The organism is Streptomyces sp. NPDC104831 (assembly GCF_055583025.1).
The window spans coordinates 73,157-95,148 of sequence record NZ_JBVJOT010000002.1 but is presented as its reverse complement, the minus strand read 5'-3'; the positions used below and the strand labels follow the sequence as shown (position 1 = coordinate 95,148).

The window sequence follows — 21,992 nt, the reverse complement described above, 5'->3', positions numbered from 1 at the left end:
CGGTCAGGCATCGGTCAGGGCCCGCTTCATGATCTTCCCCATGTCGTTGCGGGGCAGCGTGTCCCGGTAGCGGACGACCCGGGGGCGCTTGTGCGGGGCCAGCCGCCGGGCCACGTGGTCGGCCAGTTCCTCCGCGCCGGGCGGGGAGTCCGGGTCCGCCGGGACGATCCAGGCCACGATCCGCTCGCCCAGGTCGGCGTCCGGCTCCCCGGTCACCGCGGCCTCCCGCACCCCCGGGTGCTCCAGCAGCGCGTTCTCGATCTCCCCGGCCCCGATCTTGTAACCGCCGCTCTTGATCAGGTCGGTGGCCTTGCGCCCGACGATGCGGACGTAGCCGTCGGGCTCCCGCACGGCCATGTCCCCGGTGCGGAAGAAACCGTCGGCGGTGAACGCGGCGGCGGTGGCGTCGGGCCGGTTCAGGTACTCGGTGAACAGGTTCGGGCCGCGCACCTGGATCTCGCCGACGCTCTCCCCGTCCCAGGAGGTGATCTCCGTGCCGTCCTCCTCCACCAGCCGCAGGTCGACCCCCGGCAGCGGCACCCCGACCGTGCCGGCCCGGGCCTCGCCGTCGGCCCGCACGCTCGTGTTCATCAGCGTCTCGGTCATGCCGTACCGCTCGACGACCCGCCGGCCGGTGGCCGCCGCGATCCGCTCGTGGTCGTGGACCGGCAGCGCGGCCGAGCCCGAGACCAGCAGCCGGGCCCGGGCCAGCGCCCCGGCCAGCTCCGCGTCGCCGGGCAGCGCCTCGGCGATGCGGTGGTACATCGTCGGCACCCCGAACAGCATGGTCGCGCCGTCGTTCAGCTCGCGGGCCACCCCCTCGGGGGAGAACCGGCCCAGGTGCCGCACGCTCCCGCCGCGCCGCAGCGGGCCGAGGACGCCCAGCACCAGCCCGTGCACGTGGAACAGCGGCAGCCCGTGCACCAGCACGTCGTCGCCGGTCCACCCCCAGGCGTCGGCGAGCGCGTCCAGGGTGGTCGAGACGGCCCGGCGGGGCAGGACCGCGCCCTTGGGCGGGCCGGTGGTGCCGGAGGTGTACACGATCAGTGCCGGGTCGCCGTCCGCCGCCCGCTCCCCGGGGAGGGAGCCGGTGGCGAAGGCGTCCACGTCGATCCGGGGCAGGGCGCGGGCCGCGGGCGGCAGTTCGGCACCGGGGGCGGCCAGGACCAGGGACGGCGCGCTGTCGGCGAGGATGTGGGCGAGTTCCCTCTCGCCCGACTTCGGGTTGAGCGGCACCGCGGCCACCCCGGCGAGCAGCGCGCCGGTCACCGCGACGGCGGTCTCCAGCTCCGGCGTGGCCCACACCGCGACCCGGCCCGCCCCTTCGATCCGGGCGGCGAGCGCACCCGCGGCGCCCGCGAGGGAGCCGTACGTCAGGGTCCGGGGCCCGAACCGCAGGGCGGCCCTTTCCCGGACTCCGTTCTCGCTGCGGTCGCCGGGACCGTCCGCCAGGGCGGGGAAGAGAGAGGACACGCGGCGCACTCCTTACTGTCGACGCTGCCGACTGCCGGGGACGACAGCACCCTTCCTACACCAGCGGGACGGTGGGCGGCGGGCCTTGTTAGCCTCGCCACCGCACCCCTCATCGATCCCGCGTACGACAGGGAGCCAGCCGTGCCCCGCATCGCCCTCGCCACCTACGACCCCGGCTCCGGACGCAGCAAGGACACCGATCTGCCGGTGCTGGTGCGGGCGCTCGTGGACGCGGGTGCCGACGCGGAGGCCCGGTACTGGGACGACCCGGCGGCCGACTGGGCCGGCTACGACCTCGTGGTGATCCGCTCGACCTGGGACTACAGCTGGCGGGCCGCCGAGTTCGCCGCCTGGGTGGAGCGCACCGCGTCGCTGACCCGGCTGGCCAACCCGGCCCCCGTCGTGCGCTGGAACGCCGACAAGCGCTACCTCGGGGAGCTGGCGGCGGCCGGGGTGCCCACCGTCCCCACCCGCTACATCGCGCCCGGCGAGCCGGCCGGCCTGCCCGCCGGCCACGAGTTCGTCGTCAAGCCGGCCTCGGGCGCGGGCGCCCGGTTCGCCGCCCGCTACGGCCCCGCCGAACACGGCACCGCGCTGCGGCAGCTCGCCCGGATGCACGCCGAGGGCCTCACCGCGATGGTGCAGCCGTACATGCCGGGCATCGACGTGCGCGGGGAACGGGCCCTGCAGTTCTTCGGCGGACGGCTGCTGCACGCCAGCCGCAAGGCCGCCGTGCTGACCCCCGGCACCCCTTACGACGCCGACAAGGTCGCCCACCCCGGCCTGGAGCGCTGGCGGCCCACCGAGGCCGAACTCGCCGTCGCCGCACGCGCGCTGGCCGCCGTGCCCGGCGCGTCCGGGCTGCTGTACGCGCGCGTGGACCTGGTCGACGGGGACGACGGCGAACCCCGCCTGATGGAACTGGAACTGGTCGAACCGAACCTGTTCCTGGGCCTGCACCCCGACTCGCTGCCGCGGGTGGCGGAGGCGATCCTCGCTGCCGCCGAGGACGCCTGAACCGCGTCCGGCCGGCGGACGGTTCGCGGCCGCCGCTGGACGCCGGGGCGTCCCGTGACGCAGGCTGTCCCCGTCAAGATCACTGCACGATGGGGGAGTTGACGTGTCCAAGGTATGGCTGGTGACCGGGGCGAGCAGCGGATTCGGCCGGGCGATCGCCGAGGCGGCCGTCGCCGCCGGGGACCTGGTGGTCGGCGCGGCCCGCCGCCCGGAGGCGCTGGAGGACCTGGTGGCCGCCCACCCGGGCAAGGTGGAGGCGCTGCGCCTCGACGTGACGGACGGCGCCGCGGTCGAGGCGGCCGTGGCGGACGTCGTGGCCCGGCACGGCCGGATCGACGTGCTGGTCAACAACGCGGGCCGCACGCACGTCGGCGCGGTCGAGGAGACCACGGACCGGGAACTGCGGGAGCTGTTCGAGCTGCACGTGTTCGGCCCGACGGCCCTGGTGCGGGCGGTGCTGCCGCACATGCGCGAGCGGCGCACGGGCGCGATCGTGCAGATGAGCAGCATGGGCGGGCAGATGTCCTTCGCCGGCTTCGGCGCCTACAGCGGCACCAAGTTCGCCCTGGAGGGCATCTCCGAGGCGCTCGCCGACGAGGTGGCGGAGTTCGGCATCAAGGTGCTGATCGTGGAGCCGGGCGCGTTCCGGACCTCCCTGTTCGGCGCCGGGCGGGCCGGGGCCAGCCCCGACAGCGGGGTGTACGCCAAGGTGAGCGAGACCCGCGGGTTCATCTCCGGCGGCGACGGCACCCAGCCGGGCGATCCGGCCAAGGCGGCGGCCGTCATCCTGGCCGCGCTGGCGGCCGAGCGCACCCCGCTGCGCCTGCCGCTGGGCGACGACGGGGTGAGCGCGGTCCTGGGCCACCTCGACCAGGTCCGCGCGGAGGTCACCGAGTGGGAGAAGCAGACCCGGGCGACCGGCTTCGACGCCTAGGGCCTGTCTGACGATGCGCGGCGGGGTGGAGCGACGGCCGCCGGCGCCTGCCGCGCGGGGACGGCCGTCCGCCGGTGCGGTTCCGTGGGGCGGGTGCTCAGGTGACGGGCGCCGTGCGCTGGAGCAGTCCCCAGGTGAACTCGGCGACCAGCTCGTGCCGTACGCCCTGTCGGTCCGGGGCGGTCAGGGCCAGCCCCGACCGGGTGGGGGCCGAGCCCTGGAGCGGCCGGGCGGGGGCGAAGGCGCGGGCGGCCTCGTCCACCGTGCACGACCAGGGCGTCAGGTCCTCCAGGGTGACGAGGCGCGGGCCCGGCGCGTCCGGCGCCCGCACCAGCCACTCGTGCCACACCCCGCCCTCCGGCCCGAGCAGCACCTCGAACCGCAGGTCGGGCCAGAGCGGCAGGGCCCACCGCCGGGCCTCGCAGTCCAGGTCGCCGACCCGGCGCGGCGCCACGGACTCCGGGGCGCCGAGGACCGCCCGGTACCGGGCGGCGGCGCCCCGGCCGCGCGGTGAACGGGCCATCGCCTGCCACCGCTTGTTGGCCTCCCGCATGTCCGCCGCCGACGCGCCGAGCCGGCGCCGCGCCTCGTCGACGAGGTCCGGGTTGTGGTCGGCCATGCGGCGCAGCAGCACCAGCTGGAAGTCGGGTCCCATGGGGTCCATGGTGCCCGGCTCACGCCCGCCCATTGCCCGCGCAACCTTCCCTGACTAGCCTATGTTCGTCATGCCGATCGCCTGTTGATATCTCGAACACCTCGACGCGGGTATCACCGACGGGCGCCTAACACCCAAGGGAGGGGGCCGGACGTGGGACGCCTCGTGCCTGCCGTGACCCGGGCTCTCGACATTCTTGAGCTGTTCCTCGACGGGGACGGGACGCTCTCCGCCCCCGACATCGTGCGCAGGCTCCAGCTGCCGCGCACCACCGTGCACGAACTGGTCACCACGCTCGCCGCCCGGTCGTACATCGTCCAGGTGCCCGGTCAGCCCGGACGGTACCGGCTCGGCGTGCGCCCGTACCAGCTCGGCAGCCGCTACGCCGAGCAGCTCGACCTCGCCGCCGAGGGCCAGCAGGTGGCCCGCTCGGTCGCCGAGACCTGCGACGAGACGGTGCACGTGGCGATCCTGGAGGGCACCGACGTCATCTACATCGCCAAGGTCGACTCCACCCACGCCGTCCGCATGGTCTCCGCCGCCGGCCGCCGGCTGCCCGCCCACTGCACCTCGGTCGGCAAGATGCTGCTGGCCTCGCTGCCCGGCCCGGAGCTGGCCGCGCGGATCCCCGACGACGCCGAGCTGGCCGGGATGACCCCGAACAGCATCACCGACCCGGCCGCGCTGCGCGAGGCCCTGGCCGAGATCCGGCAGCGCGGGATCGCGGTGGAGAGCCGCGAGTCCAACCCCGACGTCTCCTGTGTCGCCGCGCCGGTCCGCGACCGCACCGGGCAAGTCGTCGCCGCGTTGTCCATCTCCGTCCCTATGATTCGCTGGAGCGACGAGCGCCGGGCCGAGCTGGAGCAGCTGGCCGCCAAGGGCGCGGCGGAACTGTCGGAGCGGCTGGGACACAGGAGCGCGGCATGACGGCGTACGAGGTGGCGGTGGCGGCGGAGGCGACGCTCGGGGAGGGCCCGACCTGGGACCCGGTGACCGGCCGCCTCCTCTGGCTGGACATCCTGGGCACGCGGCTGCACACCTACGACCCGCTGACCGGGCGCCGCACGGTCCGCACGACGCCCCAGCACGTCGGCGCCGCCAAGCCCCGCGCGGGCGGCGGCCTGGTGCTGAACCTGCGCGACGGCGTCGGGCTGCTGGACCCCGACGACACGTTCCGCTGGCTGCACCACGAGCCGGTCCCGGGCCGCCGCGGGAACGACGCGGCCGTGGCCCCGGACGGCTCCCTGTGGTGGGGCACGATGCGCTACGACGAGGCGACGGGCGGCGGCACGCTGTCCCGGCTGACCGGGGACGGCACCACGCGCACGGTGCTGGACGACGTCACGGTCAGCAACGGCACCGGGTGGAGCCCCGACGGCCGCCTCATGTACTACGTCGACACCCCCACGCGCCGCGTGGACGTCTTCGACCACGACGCCGACGGTGTCCGCAACCGCCGCCCGCTGGCCGAGATCGAGGAGGGCGCGGGTTACCCGGACGGCCTCACGGTCGACGCCGACGGCTGCGTGTGGGTGGCCCTGTGGGACGGTGGCGCGGTCCGCCGCTACACACCCGACGGCACCCTGGACCGCGTCATCGCCCTGCCCACCCCCCGGACGACGGCCTGCGCGTTCGGCGGCCCCACCCTGACCGACCTCTACATCACCACGGCCCGCACGGGCCTCGATTCCCCCCACCCGCTCTCGGGCTCCCTCCTGGTCGTCCCGGACGCGGGCAAGGGGCTGCCGCAGCCGGCGTTCGCGGGCTGAGCACCCCGAGGGGCGCGGCGACGCGGCGGTACGCGGCCGGGGTACGGCCGGCCGGCATCCCGCACCGTCACACCCGGGTCTCCACCCGCGCCCCCGCCATCCGGGCCCGCACCGCCTCGATGTCGGCGGACCGCCGCAGCGCGCGCGACACGGCCCCGATCTCCCGCAGCAGATCCGCCGCGTCGGCCCCGTCCCCCGGCGCGGGCCGCGCGGGCGCCCCCGTCTCGACGGCGTCCAGCACGCACACCGCCGCGGCCAGCGCCCGGGCCCGCTCGGGCGGATGGCCGAGCCCGAGCGCCGCGTCGTAGGCGCGCCCGCCCAGCCCGGTGTCGATGCGCCGCGCCAGCGGCAGCAGCACGTCCCGGATGAACGTCTCGCGCCGGGTGAGCCGCAGTTCGGGCGTGGCGCGCAGCACGAACGGCAGCCCCGCCCCGCTGACCGAGCGCAACAGCCGGTACAGCGGCCGTAGTTCACTGTGCGCGAGCCGGACCCGCCACCGGTCGCGCAGATACTGGCCGGCGTGCGGCAGGACGAACCCGGCGGCGACGAGGATCGCGGCGACGGCGGCGAAGGCCGGCGCCAGGTCGGTGCTCAGCCAGTCCGCGTCCCGTCCGGTCCAGCGCGTGCCGACGGCGGTCAGCTTGGCCACGCTGTACACCAGGTCCAGCGCGTACCCCGCGCCCAGCAGCCTGAGGCCCCGCCGCAGCCAGGCGTCCAGGCCCGCCACGCGCACCCAGGCCCGGATCAGCCGGGAGCTGACCAGGCAGGCCACGGCGTGCGCGACCAGGTAGAGCAGGATGCCCTCGCGGATGAACGGCGTGGTGGCGTAGTAGGTGTCCAGGTCCCGCAGCCGCTCCGCGGGGGCGTCGGCGAGCGGGAACAGGACCCACAGGGCGGCGATCACGCCCGAGTACGCCGAGAGCACCCAAAGCCGCGCCCGGCGGGTGCCGGCCGAGCGGCCCGAGGGGCCGTTGCGCCAGGTGATGAGCAGCAGCAGGCCGTTCGCGCACAGCGCGGTGATCAGCGAGTAGCACCAGGGCGCCGAGATGTTGGGCACCCCGGCCAGCCGGTTGACCAGGGCGACGGTGGACGGGGCGCTGAAGACGAACACCGCGCAGGCGAGCAGCAGCAGGGTGCCGACCGCGCGCAGCAGCGGGTCCCGCCACAGCCGGATGATGGTCGGCAGCTTGATCGCCAGGGCGGTGACCAGCACGGCCGCGGGGATCCAGAAGGAGACGGAGAAGTCGCAGAGGAGGCCCGGCGGTGTCACCGCGCGGCTCCCCCCTTCCCGGCGGGCCGGTCGGCCGCCGGCGCGGCGCGCCCCCCGGGGCCGCGCGCCCGTTCGCGTCCGCGGTAGCCGAGGGAGCGCTGGACGGGGTCCGGCGGGGCGGGCCGGGCCCCGTCCAGCTGGTCGCGGAAGAGGGTGGCCAGGCGGTGCCCGAAGTCGTCCGCCTCGGCCTCGTCGGTCTCCCGGGAGCCGTTGCGGGCGGCCACCGTGAGGGCCGCCTCCCGCCAGCCGGGCGCGTCGGCGAGGGCCCGGGCCGCTGCGGCGCCGGCCAGGTGGTGGTGCCGGTGGCCGGCGTGCAGGTGCCACAGTTCGTGCCCCAGGATGACCAGTTGCTGCACGTCCTGCGCCCGCTCCTCCACGATGACGAGGTCGAAGTCGGCGAACTCCACCCACAGTCCGGTCACTTCGATCTCGTCCGGGAACCGCTCGAACCGCAGCTCCACCGGCCGTCCGGCGCGCAGCGCGCTCATCTCCTCGCACAGCGCGCGGCACAGCTGCCGTATGCCGTCCGGCGGTTCGGGCCGGGCGCGGACGGCGGCGGCGAGGTCGGCGGCCAGGGTGCGCATGGCGGGGCCGGGGCGGGGGCGGCGCAGCCGTGCGGCGAGCCCGGCGGCCCGCCGGCGCGCGTCCGCGATGCCCATCCGGTTCCCCCTCCGTGCCGTGTTCCGCCCGGTCGTGGCTGGTCCGAGCGTACGCGCACGAATGTGCCCGCGTCATGCGTTCCCCCGGCCGTCGTTCAACACGAAACGATCTATGAGGTTTGTCGAACCCATTGACGCACGCGCGCGGGGAATCTACGGTCCCGTTCGAAGTTACGGGCAGCATTCGGAATACCGAACGTGGGGGCAAGGTATGGGACAACCCGGCCTGAACCGCAGGCACTTCCTCGGGGCCGCGGGCGGGTTGCTGACGGCCGCGAGCCTCGGTTTCGCGGCCCTCGGCAGCGGGGCCGACGCACTGGCCACCGGCGCCCGCACCCGGGTGCGCTACTGGAACCTCTTCCAGGGGGGCGACGGCGCCAACCAGGTCGCCATGGTCGACGCGTTCCGCAGGACGCACCCCGGCACCGCGGTGAAGGACTCCACCCTCACCTGGGGCGGCCCCTACTACACCAAGCTCGCCATGGCCGCCGCCGGCAACCGCGCCCCCGACCTCGCCGTCATGCACCAGGGCCGCATCCCCGGCTTCGCCCCCGGACGCCTGCTGGACCCCTGGGACACCGGGCTGCTGGCCAGGTACGGAGTGCGCGAGGCCGACTTCAACCCGGTGCTGTGGCAGCGCGGCATCGTCGACGGCAAGCTCTACGCCCTGCCCCTGGACATCCACGTCCAGCTCTGCTTCTACCGCAAGGACGTGTGCCGCAAGGCCGGACTGCTCGACTCCGCCGGCCGGCTGCCCGCCGCCGGCTCCACCGACGACTGGTTCGCCCTCCTCAAGGAGGCCAGGAAGCAGCTGGGGAAGGGGCAGCAGACCCTCGGCCTGCACGCCAACGACCAGAACTTCTGCTGGTGGTTCTTCGTCGCCTTCTACCGGCAGCTCGGCGGCACCTACTTCGACGCCGCCCGGACCGGCCTCACCTTCGACACCGACAAGGCCACCCGGGTCCTGGAGTTCTTCCGCAAGCACGTCACCGACGGCTACGTCACCCCGGGCGAGACCGACGCCGAAGCGTTCCTCGCCGGCTCCCCCTTCACCTGGGAGGGCAACTGGTCGGTGCCCTACTTCAACGACGAGAAGGTCGACTACGGCGCCCAGCCGCTCCCCCCGGTCTTCGGCACCCCGGCCACCCACGCCGAGTCCCACTCCTTCGTCCTGCCCCACCAGGCCGGCCGCGGCGGCGCCGCCGACGAGGGCGCGTACCGGCTCGCCGCCTACATGGTCACCCACGCCACCACCTGGGCCCGAGGCGGTCACATCCCCGCCTACCTGCCCACCTTCGAGGACCCGGGCTACCGCGGGCTGACCCCGCAGAACGAGTACTCCCGGCCCGCCATGGACCACCAGGCCAACGAGCCGCACATCTGGTTCGCGGGCTCCACCGGCATCCTCGCCCAGCGCCTCGGCCCGGTCATCGCCTCCTCCAACCTCGGCTCCACCGCTCCCGGCAAGGCGGCCCGCCGCATGAGGTCGCTGCTGGAGCGGCTGCTCGCGGCGAAGAACCCGATGACCGGGCGCACCGCCGCCCAGGAGCCGAAGGGAGCCGCCGCATGAGCAGTACGACGCTGACCACGGCCGGCCGCACGGTGCGCCCCCGCGCCGCCGCCGGCACCGACACCGCCCGGCTGCGCCGGTCCCGCCGCCTCCAGCACGGCGGCTGGTTCGTCGCCCCGTTCCTCGTCCTCTACGGCCTGTTCGTCATCCTGCCCGTCGTCCGCGGCCTGTACCTCAGCTTCACGGACGCCAACATCTCCGGCGACCACACCGGCTTCGTGGGCCTCGCCAACTACCGCGAGGCACTGCGGGACCCGCTCGTCTGGGACTCCCTGTGGCACAGCACGCGGTTCACGCTGTACGTCGTCCCGCTGATCGTCCTCGTGGCCCTGCTGATGGCCCTGATCGCCCACCACACCGTGCACTTCAAGTGGTTGTGGCGGCTGTGCTTCTTCGCGCCCTTCCTGCTGCCCTCGGCCGTCGTGGGCAACCTGTGGTGGTGGCTGTTCCAGCCCACCAACGGCATGGTCAACCACGTCCTCGGCCTGGACACGCCCTGGCTCACCCAGAAGTCCACGGCCATGCTCGCCGTCGTCGTCGCCACCCTGTGGTGGACGGTCGGCTTCTCCTTCCTCCTCTACCTGGCCGCCCTGCAGAACATCCCGCAGCACCTGTACGAGGCCGCCGGACTGGACGGGGCGAACGCCCTCCAGCGGATGCGGCACATCACCGTGCCCAACCTGCGCTCCGTCACCGGCCTGATCGTCGCCCTCCAGGTCCTCGCCTCCCTCCAGGTCTTCGACCAGGCCGTGGTCATGTACCAGTTCGGGCCCGGACCGGAGGAATCGACCCGCACCTTCGTCCAGTACACCCTCGAACAGGGCTTCACCACCTACCGCGTGGGCTACGCCTCCGCGATCTCCTTCGTCCTGTTCGTCATCATCGCGGCCGTGGCGCTCGCCCGGATGTGGCTGCTGAAGAGCCGCGAGGAGGCCACCCGATGACCACCCGCTCCGCCCGCCGCTGGCCCCCCGCCCAGATCGCGCTGACGGCCGTCGCCGCCACCCTCTCCCTGATCTGGCTCGCCCCCCTGGCCTGGGCCCTGTCCACGTCCCTGAAGTCCCCGACGGAATCGGTCACCTCGCCGCACTGGATACCCGACCACGTCACCCTGGACTCCTGGAGGAAGGTCCTGCGGGCGGGCGACATCCCCACCTGGTTCGTGAACTCCGTCGTCGTCTCCGTGTGCGTCACGGTGATCGTGCTGCTGGTCGCCTCCCTCGCCGGATACGGCTTCGCCCGCACCGAGTTCCGCGGCAAGGGCGCCCTCATGGGCCTGACCATGGCCGGACTGATGTTCTCCCCGGCGATCCTCGGCGTCCCGCTGTTCACCACGGTCCAGTCGCTCGGCATGGTCGACACCTACTGGGGCATGATCCTGCCCCAGTGCGCCCCGGCCGCCATGGTCTACATCCTCTACAAGTTCTTCCAGGGGCTGCCCAGGGAGCTGGAGGAGGCCGCGTTCATCGACGGCGCCGGCCGCTGGCGGATCTTCTTCACCATCGTGCTGCCCCTGTCCAAGCCCTCGCTGTCCGCGGTCGGGATCTTCACCTTCATCGCGTCCTGGAACAACTTCCTGTGGCCGTACATGGTGACCAACAACCCCGACCTGATGACCATGCCCAACGGCATCGCCACCGTGCAGAACGCCTTCGGCATCGTCTGGCCCCAGCTGATGGCCGGCGGCCTGGTCGCCGGGCTGCCGCTGATCATCGTCTTCGTCTTCTTCCAGAGCCAGATCGTGCGGGGCGTGGCCCACACCGGCCTGGCCGGCCAGTGACGGGAGGAGCGTCCACGATGGCATACGCCGCCTGCCGGCTGAACGGCGGCGGCCTCCTCCTGTCCGGCCGCGGCCACGGCAAGACCCGGCCGGCCCACCACCACTACGACACGACGGACGGCGGCACCCCGGAGCCGGGGCTCGACGAGCTCCGCCGGCACGCGGGCCGGCCCGCTTCCAAGCAACCCGGAAGGAACCCATGAGCAAGAACACCGCCCGCTTCACCCTCGACCCCGCCTTCACCGTCGGCGAGGTCGACCCCCGCCTCTTCGGTTCCTTCGTGGAACACCTCGGCCGCTGCGTCTACACCGGCATCTACGAGCCCGGCCACCCCGCGGCCGACGCCGAGGGCATCCGGACCGACGTCCTGGAGCTGGTCCGCGAACTCGGCGTCACCGCCATCCGCTACCCCGGCGGCAACTTCGTCTCCGGCTACAAGTGGGAGGACTCCGTCGGCCCGGTGGAGGACCGCCCCCGCCGGCTCGACCTGGCCTGGCACTCCACCGAGACCAACCGCTTCGGCCTGTCCGAGTACATCGCGTTCCTGAAGAAGGTCGGCCCCCAGGCCGAGCCCATGATGGCGGTCAACCTCGGCACCCGGGGCGTCGCCGAGGCCCTGGAACTCCAGGAGTACGCCAACCACCCCGCCGGCACCGCCCTGTCCGACCTGCGCGCCGCCCACGGCGACAAGGACCCCTTCGGCATCCGGCTGTGGTGCCTCGGCAACGAGATGGACGGCCCCTGGCAGACCGGCCACAAGACGGCCGAGGAGTACGGCAGGCTCGCCGCCGAGACCGCCCGCGCCATGCGCCAGCAGGACCCCCGGGTGGAACTGGTCGCCTGCGGCTCCTCCACCCAGGCCATGCCCACCTTCGCCGAGTGGGAGGCCACCGTCCTGAAGGAGACGTACGACCTCGTCGACTACATCTCGGTGCACGCCTACTACGAGCCCCTCGACGGCGACGTGGACTCCTTCCTCGCCTCGGCCGTCGACATGGAGTCCTTCATCGAGAACGTGGTCGCCACGGCCGACCACGTGGGCGCGCTGCTGAAGTCGAAGAAGAGGATCAACCTCTCCTTCGACGAGTGGAACGTCTGGTACCTCACCAAGTGGGTGGAGTTCTCCGAGACGCGCGACCTGTCCGACTGGCCGGAGGCGCCCCGCCTGCTGGAGGACAACTACAGCGTCACCGACGCCGTCGTCTTCGGCTCGCTGCTGATCGCCCTGCTCCGGCACGCCGACCGGGTCACCGTCGCCTGCCTCGCCCAGCTCGTCAACGTCATCGCCCCGATCATGACCGAGCCGGGCGGCCCGGCCTGGCGGCAGACGACGTTCTTCCCCTTCGCGCAGGCCTCCCGGTACGGCCGCGGCCAGGTGCTGGACGTCCGCGTGGAGTCGCCGACGTACGAGACGAGGAAGTACGGCGAGACGGACCTGCTGCACGCCACCGCCGTCCGCGCGGACGACGGCACGGTCACCGTGTTCGCGGTCAACCGGGGCCGCACCGAGCCGCTGCCCCTCGAGGTCGCCCTGAACGGCCTGGAGCTGACCGCCGTCACGGAGCACACCGCCCTCGCCGACGCCGACCCCGACGCCCGCAACACCCTGACCGACCCCGAACGCGTCGCCCCGCACCCGGTCGAGGGCACCGCCCTGGTGGACGGCACCCTCACCGCCGTACTGGAGCCGCTGTCCTGGAACGTGATCAGGCTGGTGTGATCACACCGGCCGGACCGGGATGCCGCCGGCCGCCCTGCCGAGCAGCGTCAGCCGTACCGACCCGGGGCCCGACAGCGTGGTGAACTCCGACAGGACCGCCAGCGCCAGGGTGTTGGTGCCCCGGGTGCGCAGGATGCCGTTCGGCAGCACGAACGTGTGCTGCGGGCCGACGTTGTTGATGTACTGGCCCATGTTCCAGCCGTTCAGGAAGATCTGCGCGCGGTAGGCCCGGTACGGGTCGTCGTCCAGGGTCAGGCCGATCGACGCGTCGACATCGGCCGGCACCGACAGCCGGAACGTGGTCCGGTACCAGGTCACGCCCTGGTACCGCTCCGCGCGCGGGAACTCCGCCTTCTCCCAGTCCCGGTCCCGGAAGCCGGGCAGGTGCCAGCCGTGCCGCTCGCCGTACAGGCCGCCGTTGTTCAGCGGCCCGCGCACCGGGTCGGCCGGGCCCTCGCCCTGGATGCGCCAGCGCACCCGCGGCGACGCGCCCCCGAAGGTGACCGCCGTCAGACCGCGGGCCGCCTTGTGCGTGTCGAGCGCCTTGCCGTCCTGGTCGTGCTGCATGCGCCGGACCAGCACGGACAGCACGTGCCGGCCGGGGGAGCGCAGCCGCTCGCGCACCGGGAGGACGGCGGTGTCCGTCCAACTGCCCTGGCGCACCGTGCCCTTGTCCGGCACGGGCATCCGGTGCGTGCCCAGCGGCTCGCCGTCCAGCCACGCCATCAGCAGGCCCTGGGTGCCGGTGCTGTAGGCGAGCGCGACCTCCTCGACGCCGGTGCTGTCGTCGAACGTGCCCCGGTACCAGACGTCTCCGTAGTGGAAGCCGTAGTCGTCGGCGAACAGCACCGGCTGCCCCTCGGGGACGGGCGTGGTGGAGAATGAGGAGGTCTTGTCGGCCTTCTTCCACGACGAGTCGTCGAAGCCGGGGCCCGCCTCCGGGTTCTCCCGCCGCGTCCGCCAGCCGCCCAGCCGCGGCAGCCGCACCTCGGGGGCCCCCGGCAGCGGTCCGGTGGACATCAGGCTGCCCGACAGGGTCGCCCGGGTGGGCACCCGGCGCCCGTTCCACAGCACGGTGTCGATCCCGCGCGGCGCCCACACCTCCAGGCCCGCCGACTCCCTCAGGTCACCGGTGAGGTGCACCCGCGAGCCGCGCAGCTCGGCGTGGCGCAGCAGTGCCGGGCCGTACACCAGGAGGGTCCCGGACGGGGTGTCGTACGGGAAGAGGCGCACGGCGGTGGCGTCGTCGGCGAAGAGCAGCACCAGCGGGGTGTCGCCGCCGCCCTTCCGCACCAGCACCCGGGTCAGCCCGGCCTCGCCCAGGGGCGCGTTGACGTGCAGCTCGCCCCGGTCGTAGGCCCAGCCGCCCTCCGGGTCCAGCCGCTGCACCGACGGCTCTTCGGGGCAGTCCAGCACCAGCTCGGCCATCTCGCCGCGGCGCCCGGTGAACACGGCGATGTCCTGCCGGCCCGCGGTCAGGCACAGCATGGGCGAGGCGGTGGAGTACTTCAGCTTCCGCCCGCCCAGCGCCAGCCCGGTGGTCAGCAGCTTGGCGTCCCGGCCGGGCACGGTGACGCGCAGCTTCCCGGCCTCGGTCGGCAGATCGGTGGTGACCGCCTCCGTGCCGTCGTTGCGCGCGACGTACACGTGCGTGCCGGTGTCCTGGTTGGCCAGGTGGTAGACCTTCAGCCCCTCGGCCGCGACGTCCGCCGCCCGGTCCAGCTTGGCGAAGTCGGGCACCCGCTGGAGCAGGTGCCCGAGCTGGTGCATCGGGGCGATCTTGCCGGTGACGTTCCGGGCCTCGTCGATGGCGGCGCCGTAGTCGTACGACGTGTAGACGACCGGTGCGGGCAGCCAGCCCCACGAGGTCCCGCCGAACGTCATGTACACGTTGTGCAGGGTGAGGCCGTTGGCCAGGTTGGTCAGGTAGAAGCGGCGCTCGTAGGCCGCGTCCCGGGTGCGCCGCGACTCGTCGTACCCCTTGCCGTCGAACTCCGCCCCGCCCCACGGGTCGAACCAGCCGCCGCCGAACTCGGGCACGAACCCGGGCGTGGCCGGCGAGGCGGTGGCCCCGCCCTTCGGCCCGCCGGGCCCGTAGTGCCCCCAGTCCGGCGGGGTCTTGAACGGCGAGGGGTACCCGTCGAACCCGTACAGCCAGCCGCCCTTCTCCCCGCCGGTGTCGAAGGAGCCGGGGACCCAGTAACCGTTCCTGCCCTTGTCGTTGTGGAACAGCGGGACGTCGATCCCGTCGGCCCGGACCTTCTTGTACAGGTGGGACATGTACGCCCGGCCGGTCGCGTCGGCGGGGTGGGCGTCGTACTCGTTCTCGATCTGGTACAGCAGTACCGTGCCGGTGCCCCGGGTGAACAGGTGCCGGCGGGCGATGCGGTCGACCTGGGTCAGCCACTCGTCGACGTGCGACAGGTACTCCGGGTCGTCGGTGCGGGCCGTGCCCCCGGTCGCGGTCAGCCAGCCGGGGAAGCCGCCGCCGTCGACCTCGGCGTTGATGTACGGGCCGGGCCGCAGGATGACGTACAGCCCGGTCTCGGCCGCCGTGCGCAGGAACAGGTCTAGGTCCCGGACGCCGGAGAAGTCGTACCGGCCGGGCGCGGGGGAGTGGTAGTTCCAGGCGACGTAGACGCTGACGGCGTTGTAGCCGTGCGCCCGCATCTTCTGCAGGACGTCCCGCCACAGGTCCGGGCTCGGCAGCCGGAAGGGGTGCAGCTCGCCGGACCACACCACCAGCCGCCGCCCGTCCACGAGCAGCGAGTAGCGGTCGTACCCGATGGTGTGCCGCACGCCGTCGGCGCCCGGCGGGGCCGGCGCGGGCCCGGTCGGCGCGCTGCCGCCCGCGTACGCCGAGGGCGCCCCGGGGACGCCGCTGCCGCCCAGGGCCAGCCCGAGCGCGGCGGAGCCGGCCAGGGCACTGAAGGAACGTCTGCTGAGCGCCAAGGTGGATCCTCCCGGGCGGTCCTAGGGGGCGAGGGTCCGGCCATTCTCCATGGCGGGACGCCCCACAATGGATCCATGAGGATCTCGGCGCGGGCGGATTACGCGGTACGGGCGGTACTGGAGCTGGCCGTACGGCAGGGTAACGGCCCCGTGAAGGCAGAGGAAATCGCCGCCGTGCAGGACATCCCGCACAAGTTCCTGGAGGGCATCCTGGGCGACCTCAGGCGGGCCGGGATCGTGGACAGCAGGCGTGGCGGGGGCGGCGGCTACCGGCTGGCGCGGACGGCGGCGTCCCTCACCGTGGCCGACGTCATCCGGGCGGTGGACGGCCCGATCGTGTCGGTGCGCGGCGAACGCCCGACGGGTCTCGCCTACACGGGCACGGCCCGGCCGTTGCTGCCGCTGTGGATCGCCCTGCGCGCGAACGTCCGCCGCATCCTGGAGGGCGTCACCGTGGCGGACCTCGCGGCGGACGCCCTGCCCGAGCCCGTCCGGGCGCTGGCGGCGGAGCCGGCGGCGTGGGAGAACCCGTGAGGGGCGGCACCGGCCGGGCGGACTCGGCCGACCGGGGGACCGGTGCGTTTCCCCCCGCCCGTGCCGTTCGTTAGGACGGACATGATCAAGAAGCTCACCTGTGCCTCCGTCCTGGCCACCGCGCTGCTGGCCTCCGCCGCCTCCGCCGCCTCCGCGGCCCCCGCCACCGCGTCCGCCGACGCCGTCAGCTCTCCCGTCCCCGCCGCCCCCGGCGTCGCCCTCCTGTCCGGCCTCCTCGGGTCGCTGGAGACGGGCAACCCGGTCACCTCGCTGAACACCCTGCTCCCGACGGGCGTCCCGGGCCGCTGAACGCGTGCCCCCCGGCCGGGGCGGGAGGAAGCGAGGATCCCCCTCCCGCCCCGGCCGGCCGTCAGCCCGGGACGCCGAGCGTGAGCGTGCCGGTGTAACCGGACGAGGTGGAGCCGCCGAGGGCGGTGAGGGTGAGCAGGCCGGAGACGGCGCCCCTGTCGTCGTAGACGGAGTCTTGCGCGAGGGTGGTGCGCGGGACCGTGTTGGCCGAGTACGGCGAGATCCTGGCGATGGCTGCCGTGACCGTCTCGGCGAAGAAGAGCTGACCGGTGTGGACGGTCGAGCCGCCGGTGAAGTGGCCGTCCGCCGTCACGGTCACGCCGGTGTGCACCTTCACGTGGACGTGGACGCACCGCCCCCGGTACCACCCCGGGTAGACGGTCGTGAACCTGGCGACCCCGCCGGAGTCCGTGAGGACGCCGCCGCGCAGGAAGGTGCGGTCGTCGGGCTCCTGGTGCCCGTTGGCGCCCACGAAGCCGGAGTACTCGCCGAGCGCGTCGGCGTGCCACAGCTCCACGAGGGCGCCGGCGAGCGGGGCGCAGGCGGCGTCGACGACGGTCAGGGCCAGCCTCAGCGGGATGCCGGGCTTGCCCTCGGTGATGTCGGAGCGGACGAGCGCTCCGTCGAGGTGGTAGGGGCCTTCGGTCATCTTGGTGGTGAGCGCGCAGACGGCGGCGGTGTTCCGCGCGCCGTCCGCGTCCTTCGGGGGAGCCGCGGCTCCCACGGTCAGCGCCGCGGCGGCGCCGCCGGCGGCGGCGAGCACGGTGCGGCGCCCGATCTTCCGGGCATCGGAGGTGTCTGTCATGGACACGGCACCGTAGGGGCGGTTCCTGTCGGCGAGCTGTCGGTTCGGTAAAGAGCGGAGCCGTCAAGCGGGCGGTTTGGCCGACCTGCCGGCACCGTCCGCCGTGCCGGGTACGGATCGGGCACGTCCGGCGAGGTCATCGCGGGGCGTCGTCGGTTTTCCAGATCCGGATCATCCCGTCCTCGTCCCCGGAGACCAGGAACAGGCCGTCGCGGCTGAAATCGAGGGAGCGTACGGGTGCGATGTGGCCACGCAGGGGCGGGCCCGCCTCGGTGAGACCGGTCTTCGAGTAGCGGTAGAGACGGATGTCGCTTCCGTTGGCGTCGGGGGCCGCGAGCAGCGCCTCCTTCGTCGGGTGGAAGGCTGCCGCCTGTTTGCCGGGGAAGGTGCAGTAAAAGCGATGGTGATCGTGCTCCGGGAGCCACAACTCCGACGTCTGCGAGTTGAGGAAGACGAGTTCGTCCCGGGGAGACGCGACAAGAAGATTCCCGGAGGCCGTGTACCACTCGCGATTCTTCTTCGACTTCGCTCCTTCCAGCAGGGGACGACCAGTCGTGTCGGGAAGCGAGAATCGGCGTGCGCTGTCGGAGAAGAGCACCGCCAGGCTGCCGTCGGAGAGGAAGGTCATTCCCACGACGGGACCGTAGTCGCCGGCGAACCGGACCCATTTCCCGGCGGTGGGTGCCGAGTCGCCATGGCCGTCCGAGACCTCCGACAAGACGATGCCGGGGCTCTCGTCGACGAAGGCGGCCAGGAGTCCACGGCGGGAGTCGAAGGCGATGAAGGTGGGGCTTCCGATGGGCCGGCCGAGCAATGCCGGCCCGCTGCCCGGCAGCCGTCCCAGGTTCTGGGCCGCCACACCGTCCGGGACCGGCAACACGAGGGTGTCACCGTCCGCCGAGAACTCAAGTGGCCCCGGAAAGCCCGGATCGCTCATTTCTCGGGACGGGACGTACACCGGACGCGCTTCCCGGTCGTTCGGCCGGCCGCTCCACAATCCCACCTTGCCGTCGTCGAGCAGGAAGACCACCTCCCTGTCCCTCCGGGGCCGGAAGCGGACCGCCTGCACGGGCTGCCGGTGGGGGACGGCGAAGTCGGCGATGCTCGTGGCGCGGGAGCGCCATGCCGCCACACCCACACCTGCGGCCACGGCCCCGGCGCCGACGGCCAGAACGGTTCTGCGGCGGACCGCCGTGCGCGAGCTCTCGGTCCCGTCCCTGTACAGGGGTTCTCCGGCCAGTGTCTCCTGAAGACGGATGTGGCGGAACTGGTAGGCGCCGCCGGCCTGGCGCAGGATCTCACGGCGCCGTGCGTCCGCGAGGAACGCCATCAGCCGCCAGGGGAGCTTGCCGCGGAGCGCGAGCCAGGTCCTCACGATGACGAAGCGCGGCCAGGCCCGGCTCATGAGCAGGAGCAGGGCGAGGAGGACGCCGGGCAGCAGGAAGGCGGCACCCAGTTTGATGCGCCAGTTGCCGAACGCGTTGTTCACGGAATGCCATTGGAAGGAGGCGAGTGCGCTCGTCGTGTCCGCGTGTCCGGGCCAGCCCGATCCGCCGGTCAGGAGGCGGATCGACAGGTCTCCGGACAGGAATCCGGCCCACACGGCGGGCAACCCGGCCACGGCGACGAGTGTCCCGGCCACCATGGCGCTGACGATCGACGACCGCCGGTCCTGGACGAGCGTACGGATGGGGCTCACCTGGGCCGCGCGTGACGGTGGCGCGTCGAGCCAGTTGTGGGTCGCGAGAGCCAGACCGGCCGCCACGCTGAGGGTGACGCAGATGCCGAGCCCCTCCAGGCACAGTTCCGTCTTCCGTGTCCCCCAGCCCGGTGTATACAGGTTGAGGACCTGTGCGATGGTCATCACGGCAATGATCGGTGTCACGAGGAGCGACGCCAGGCCCGTCCCGGTCGTGAATCCCCGGAACAGGCGCTCCGCCGACCCCCGCGGCTTCCAGGTGAGGCGGCCCGGCGGCCTGGAGGACGAGGCGTTCCAGACGAGGGCGTTGAGGAGCGCGAAGGCCACCCCGAGGACGAGGGGCATCATGACGGTGTTGTTGGTGTCGCTCCGGTCGGCCGCCGCTGTCACCCGGACCCACGCCATGGCGGCGGCCGCGACCACCGCTCCCAGGCCGAAACCGACCACGAGGCCCGCCCAGGACGGCAGCAGCCGTGTGCTCAACTGCCACCACGCCAGGTCGCGTTCACGATGGTCGTGCAGATGCCGGGCGAGGAACGTCAGCCAGCGCCGGGCCTGTCCGGGAGTCCAGCGTTCCCGGGGTGCCGTTCCCGGGGGCAGGGCCGGGTCCGGCGCGTAGGCGGCGTCGAGCATGCCGTGCAGGAGGTGGTCCGCGACGGCGTACTCGCTGCCGAAGCGGGTCTCGTCCAGGAGTTCGGTGGGGTCGCCGCCGCCCTTCTGGTAGACGAGGCGTGCCGAGGTGACCATCAGGGGTGTGGAGAGCGCCCTGGCCAGCGGGCTCTGCGGCTCGGTCCGCAGGCGGGCGAAGACGGGGGCCCAGTCCACTCCCGGGGGCCAGTTCACGTCCCGCAGGTACCTGATGGCGTCCTGCGGGGTGACCGGAAGGACTTCGACGACCGCCGCCTGCCGCAGGGCGGTCGCGCTCGCCCGGATCAGTTCCTCGTACTCGACCGACCGGCAGGTGACGACGAGGGGACGGTCCGGGTGTTCGTTGATCTTGCGGATGGCGCCGCGGCGGGCGGACTCGGGGATCTCGTCGAGGCCGTCGAGGACGGGGATCACCAGTCCGTGGGCCAGGAGCGTGCGGGGGATCTCCGGGCGGCCGTTGTAGTACGGCTGGGCCATGGTGCGGACGATCCAGTCGTCGAGCGGCTCCAGGACGGGGTCCCAGGAGGAGACGGGCAGCAGGACCGGTACGGGACCGCCCGCCTCGCGTGCGGCGAGGAGACCCAGGGTGACGAGTATGGCCAGGACCGTCTTGCCCGAGCCGGGTTCGCCCACGACCACCAGGCGGCGGTTCGGAACGCGCGCGAAGCCTTCGGCGAGGCGGTCGGTCACGTCCTCGAACCGTCCGTCGAGGCGGCCGTCCAGGCGCAGCCGCAGCACGGGGGAGCCGGTGGGGCCGGTCCGCAGCCCGTTGTCGGTGAGGTCGCTCGACGTCGTTCTCCAGGCGAGGGGCAGCACCCGGGGGGCTTGCAGCCGGCGGGCGCGGGCCTCGTCCAGCCACTGTGCGCGGAGCTGACGCGTGAGGTCGTCCGCGAGGGCGGCGGGGTCCGGGGGTGTCTCCGTGCCGCGGAACACGTCGACGACCGCGACCAGCAGCGAGGCCAGCGAGGCGAACAGCCCGGCGATGGTGGCCACGCTGTCGGGGTCCTGCCCGGACCTCCACATCCACAGGGTGAGCCCGAGGGTCACGGTCCCCAGAGCCGTCAGGCAGAGATTACGGACGGTCCGCGCGCTCAACCGGACCGGAGTTCTCTGTAACATGCGCCGAGTCTGCCGGTCGGCCCTGACTTCCGTCGAGACGACCGGTCCCGGGGCGGGCGGCTGCCGGCCGTGTGCCGCTCGGCGCGGACCGGAGGGCGCCGGCCGCGAGGTTCAGTAGGCCACCGGCCAGCCCGACGACCAGTTCAGCAGGTTGACGCCGAGCTTCGGGGTGCCGCCCGCGCTGCCGTCGTAGTAGTGGTAGACGATCAGGTCGCCGTCGCTGTCGTGCGTGATGGACTGCCCGCCGGGTCCGATGACGTCGCCATGGGACTCCAGGACCGGGGTGCCGCCGTTGTCGGTCATCGCCACGCCGTTCCTGTCGCGGTACGGCCCGGTGACCGAGGTCGACCGGCCGGCCTTCACCTTGTACGTCGAGCCGGTGCCCTGGCAGCACACGTCGTAGGAGGCGAAGAGGTAGTAGTAGCCGTTGCGCTTGACGATGTACGGCGCCTCGACCGCCTTGCTGCCGGTGGGCCGGGCGGCGAGGGAGTGGCGCCTGGTGTCGCCCGCGTACTGCTTGCCGGTCGCGGGGTCGATCCGGATCATCTTGATGCCGGTCCACCAACTGCCGAAGGACAGCCACCACTTGCCGTCGTCGTCCACGAACAGGTTGGGGTCGATGGCGTTGTAGTCGCTGCCGGAGGTGGAGGTGTAGACGACGCCGTAGTCCGTCCAGGAGCCGGGCAGTCCGGTCGTGGAGCCGGCCAGGCCGATCGCCGAGGTGTTCTCGCCGAACTTGGAGACGGCGTAGTACATCAGGTACTTCCCGCCGGCGTACGAGATGTCCGGCGCCCAGGCCTCGGTGGCGTACGACGACCACCAGGCCGGCTTGGCGGGGAAGGCGTCGGCGCCCGCGGTGAAGGAGACGCGGTCGGTGGAGGTCCGGTAGGCCAGCCCGCCGCCGGTGGCGTAGAGCAGGTAACGGCCGCCGGGGGTACGGATCATCGTCGGGTCGTGCACGACGGTGCTGCCGGTGACCGTGCCGGGGTTGGGGTACGCGGAGGCGGTGCCCGGCACGAGCGCGAGCAGCAGGGCGGCGGGGACGGCGAGGAGTGCGGTGCGCTTCATTGCGGCTCCCT

Annotated in this window: 19 protein-coding genes; 11 read left to right on the top strand and 8 right to left on the bottom strand. The window is 73.2% G+C overall.

The annotated features are described in order from the left end of the window. Positions 1 to 3: 3 nt before the first annotated feature. Positions 4 to 1,473 (bottom strand): acyl-CoA synthetase, encoded by a 1,470-nt coding sequence (locus ACZ63H_RS01830; protein WP_469861135.1) that lies wholly within the window; start codon positions 1,471 to 1,473, stop codon positions 4 to 6. Positions 1,474 to 1,614: 141 nt separating this feature from the next. Between ACZ63H_RS01830 and ACZ63H_RS01825 the strand changes: the two genes are divergently transcribed. Next, complete coding sequence (locus ACZ63H_RS01825) at positions 1,615 to 2,490, top strand: ATP-grasp domain-containing protein (RefSeq protein WP_469861133.1); 876 nt, start codon at positions 1,615 to 1,617, stop codon at positions 2,488 to 2,490. Between the two features lie 103 nt (positions 2,491 to 2,593). Further along, the gene (locus ACZ63H_RS01820) at positions 2,594 to 3,424 is read left to right on the top strand and encodes an oxidoreductase (RefSeq protein WP_469861131.1); all 831 of its coding nucleotides are present in this window, start codon (positions 2,594 to 2,596) and stop codon (positions 3,422 to 3,424) included. A 97-nt stretch (positions 3,425 to 3,521) separates the two neighbouring features. Here the strand turns inward: ACZ63H_RS01820 and ACZ63H_RS01815 are convergent, their stop codons facing one another. Beyond that, positions 3,522 to 4,079: a hypothetical protein gene (locus ACZ63H_RS01815; protein ID WP_469861129.1), complete on the bottom strand. Its 558-nt coding sequence runs from the start codon at positions 4,077 to 4,079 to the stop codon at positions 3,522 to 3,524. A 153-nt stretch (positions 4,080 to 4,232) separates the two neighbouring features. On the opposite strand from ACZ63H_RS01815, the gene ACZ63H_RS01810 reads away from it, so the two are divergent. Continuing rightward, complete coding sequence (locus tag ACZ63H_RS01810; protein WP_469861127.1) at positions 4,233 to 5,006, top strand: IclR family transcriptional regulator; 774 nt, start codon at positions 4,233 to 4,235, stop codon at positions 5,004 to 5,006. Then, positions 5,003 to 5,848 (top strand): SMP-30/gluconolactonase/LRE family protein, encoded by an 846-nt coding sequence (locus ACZ63H_RS01805; protein WP_469861126.1) that lies wholly within the window; start codon positions 5,003 to 5,005, stop codon positions 5,846 to 5,848. The genes ACZ63H_RS01810 and ACZ63H_RS01805 overlap by 4 nt, the downstream gene beginning before the upstream one ends. Before the next feature lie 67 nt (positions 5,849 to 5,915). Here ACZ63H_RS01805 and ACZ63H_RS01800 read toward each other — a convergent pair whose 3' ends face one another. Both ACZ63H_RS01800 and ACZ63H_RS01795 read right to left on the bottom strand, forming a co-directional pair. Then, positions 5,916 to 7,118: an MAB_1171c family putative transporter gene (locus tag ACZ63H_RS01800; RefSeq protein ID WP_469861125.1), complete on the bottom strand. Its 1,203-nt coding sequence runs from the start codon at positions 7,116 to 7,118 to the stop codon at positions 5,916 to 5,918. Continuing rightward, positions 7,115 to 7,777: a toxin-antitoxin system, toxin component family protein gene (locus tag ACZ63H_RS01795; protein WP_469861123.1), complete on the bottom strand. Its 663-nt coding sequence runs from the start codon at positions 7,775 to 7,777 to the stop codon at positions 7,115 to 7,117. The genes ACZ63H_RS01800 and ACZ63H_RS01795 overlap by 4 nt, the downstream gene beginning before the upstream one ends. Positions 7,778 to 7,988: 211 nt before the next feature. On the opposite strand from ACZ63H_RS01795, the gene ACZ63H_RS01790 reads away from it, so the two are divergent. The 5 genes from ACZ63H_RS01790 to arfA are packed head-to-tail and all read left to right on the top strand — an operon-like array spanning position 7,989 to position 12,847. Continuing rightward, on the top strand, positions 7,989 to 9,347 hold the full coding sequence (locus tag ACZ63H_RS01790; protein ID WP_469861121.1) for an extracellular solute-binding protein: 1,359 nt from the start codon (positions 7,989 to 7,991) through the stop codon (positions 9,345 to 9,347). Next, positions 9,344 to 10,291: a carbohydrate ABC transporter permease gene (locus ACZ63H_RS01785; protein ID WP_469861119.1), complete on the top strand. Its 948-nt coding sequence runs from the start codon at positions 9,344 to 9,346 to the stop codon at positions 10,289 to 10,291. Before ACZ63H_RS01790 ends, ACZ63H_RS01785 begins: the two co-directional genes overlap by 4 nt. After that, positions 10,288 to 11,127, top strand: coding sequence for a carbohydrate ABC transporter permease (locus tag ACZ63H_RS01780; RefSeq protein ID WP_469861117.1), 840 nt, complete (start codon positions 10,288 to 10,290; stop codon positions 11,125 to 11,127). The genes ACZ63H_RS01785 and ACZ63H_RS01780 overlap by 4 nt, the downstream gene beginning before the upstream one ends. Before the next feature lie 17 nt (positions 11,128 to 11,144). Further along, positions 11,145 to 11,330 (top strand): hypothetical protein, encoded by a 186-nt coding sequence (locus ACZ63H_RS01775; RefSeq protein WP_469861115.1) that lies wholly within the window; start codon positions 11,145 to 11,147, stop codon positions 11,328 to 11,330. Then, the gene (gene arfA / locus ACZ63H_RS01770) at positions 11,327 to 12,847 is read left to right on the top strand and encodes an arabinosylfuranosidase ArfA (protein ID WP_469861113.1); all 1,521 of its coding nucleotides are present in this window, start codon (positions 11,327 to 11,329) and stop codon (positions 12,845 to 12,847) included. The genes ACZ63H_RS01775 and arfA overlap by 4 nt, the downstream gene beginning before the upstream one ends. Here arfA and ACZ63H_RS01765 read toward each other — a convergent pair whose 3' ends face one another. Further along, a complete protein-coding gene (locus ACZ63H_RS01765) occupies positions 12,848 to 15,799 on the bottom strand; it encodes a glycoside hydrolase family 35 protein (protein ID WP_469861111.1) in 2,952 nt (983 codons plus the stop codon). It abuts the gene before it with no gap. Between the two features lie 75 nt (positions 15,800 to 15,874). On the opposite strand from ACZ63H_RS01765, the gene ACZ63H_RS01760 reads away from it, so the two are divergent. Together ACZ63H_RS01760 and ACZ63H_RS01755 are read left to right on the top strand one after the other, a co-directional pair. After that, positions 15,875 to 16,333, top strand: coding sequence for an RrF2 family transcriptional regulator (locus tag ACZ63H_RS01760; protein ID WP_469861109.1), 459 nt, complete (start codon positions 15,875 to 15,877; stop codon positions 16,331 to 16,333). A gap of 81 nt (positions 16,334 to 16,414) precedes the next feature. Next, positions 16,415 to 16,642 carry a hypothetical protein gene (locus ACZ63H_RS01755; RefSeq protein ID WP_469861107.1) on the top strand — a complete coding sequence of 76 codons (228 nt, stop codon included), beginning with the start codon at positions 16,415 to 16,417 and terminating at the stop codon, positions 16,640 to 16,642. Between the two features lie 61 nt (positions 16,643 to 16,703). Here the strand turns inward: ACZ63H_RS01755 and ACZ63H_RS01750 are convergent, their stop codons facing one another. The 3 genes from ACZ63H_RS01750 to ACZ63H_RS01740 form a co-directional block, all read right to left on the bottom strand. Continuing rightward, a complete protein-coding gene (locus ACZ63H_RS01750) occupies positions 16,704 to 17,447 on the bottom strand; it encodes an intradiol ring-cleavage dioxygenase (RefSeq protein WP_469861105.1) in 744 nt (247 codons plus the stop codon). Between the two features lie 136 nt (positions 17,448 to 17,583). Continuing rightward, positions 17,584 to 20,841, bottom strand: a complete 3,258-nt coding sequence (locus tag ACZ63H_RS01745; protein ID WP_469861103.1) for an NACHT and WD40 repeat domain-containing protein — start codon at positions 20,839 to 20,841, stop codon at positions 17,584 to 17,586. Between the two features lie 183 nt (positions 20,842 to 21,024). Beyond that, a complete protein-coding gene (locus tag ACZ63H_RS01740) occupies positions 21,025 to 21,981 on the bottom strand; it encodes an arabinan endo-1,5-alpha-L-arabinosidase (RefSeq protein ID WP_469861101.1) in 957 nt (318 codons plus the stop codon). Positions 21,982 to 21,992: the final 11 nt, after the last annotated feature.

What these genes read in the sequence shown, in the direction of transcription:
- ACZ63H_RS01815 (WP_469861129.1), bottom strand. Translation starts at nt 4,079, where the DNA reads ATGGGACCCGACTTCCAGCTGGTGCTGCTGCGCCGCATGGCCGACCAC.
- ACZ63H_RS01805 (WP_469861126.1), top strand. Translation starts at nt 5,003, where the DNA reads ATGACGGCGTACGAGGTGGCGGTGGCGGCGGAGGCGACGCTCGGGGAG.
- ACZ63H_RS01795 (WP_469861123.1), bottom strand. Translation starts at nt 7,777, where the DNA reads ATGGGCATCGCGGACGCGCGCCGGCGGGCCGCCGGGCTCGCCGCACGG.
- ACZ63H_RS01790 (WP_469861121.1), top strand. Translation starts at nt 7,989, where the DNA reads ATGGGACAACCCGGCCTGAACCGCAGGCACTTCCTCGGGGCCGCGGGC.
- ACZ63H_RS01785 (WP_469861119.1), top strand. Translation starts at nt 9,344, where the DNA reads ATGAGCAGTACGACGCTGACCACGGCCGGCCGCACGGTGCGCCCCCGC.
- ACZ63H_RS01780 (WP_469861117.1), top strand. Translation starts at nt 10,288, where the DNA reads ATGACCACCCGCTCCGCCCGCCGCTGGCCCCCCGCCCAGATCGCGCTG.
- ACZ63H_RS01775 (WP_469861115.1), top strand. Translation starts at nt 11,145, where the DNA reads ATGGCATACGCCGCCTGCCGGCTGAACGGCGGCGGCCTCCTCCTGTCC.
- arfA (WP_469861113.1), top strand. Translation starts at nt 11,327, where the DNA reads ATGAGCAAGAACACCGCCCGCTTCACCCTCGACCCCGCCTTCACCGTC.
- ACZ63H_RS01760 (WP_469861109.1), top strand. Translation starts at nt 15,875, where the DNA reads ATGAGGATCTCGGCGCGGGCGGATTACGCGGTACGGGCGGTACTGGAG.
- ACZ63H_RS01755 (WP_469861107.1), top strand. Translation starts at nt 16,415, where the DNA reads ATGATCAAGAAGCTCACCTGTGCCTCCGTCCTGGCCACCGCGCTGCTG.
- ACZ63H_RS01750 (WP_469861105.1), bottom strand. Translation starts at nt 17,447, where the DNA reads ATGACAGACACCTCCGATGCCCGGAAGATCGGGCGCCGCACCGTGCTC.
- ACZ63H_RS01740 (WP_469861101.1), bottom strand. Translation starts at nt 21,981, where the DNA reads ATGAAGCGCACCGCACTCCTCGCCGTCCCCGCCGCCCTGCTGCTCGCG.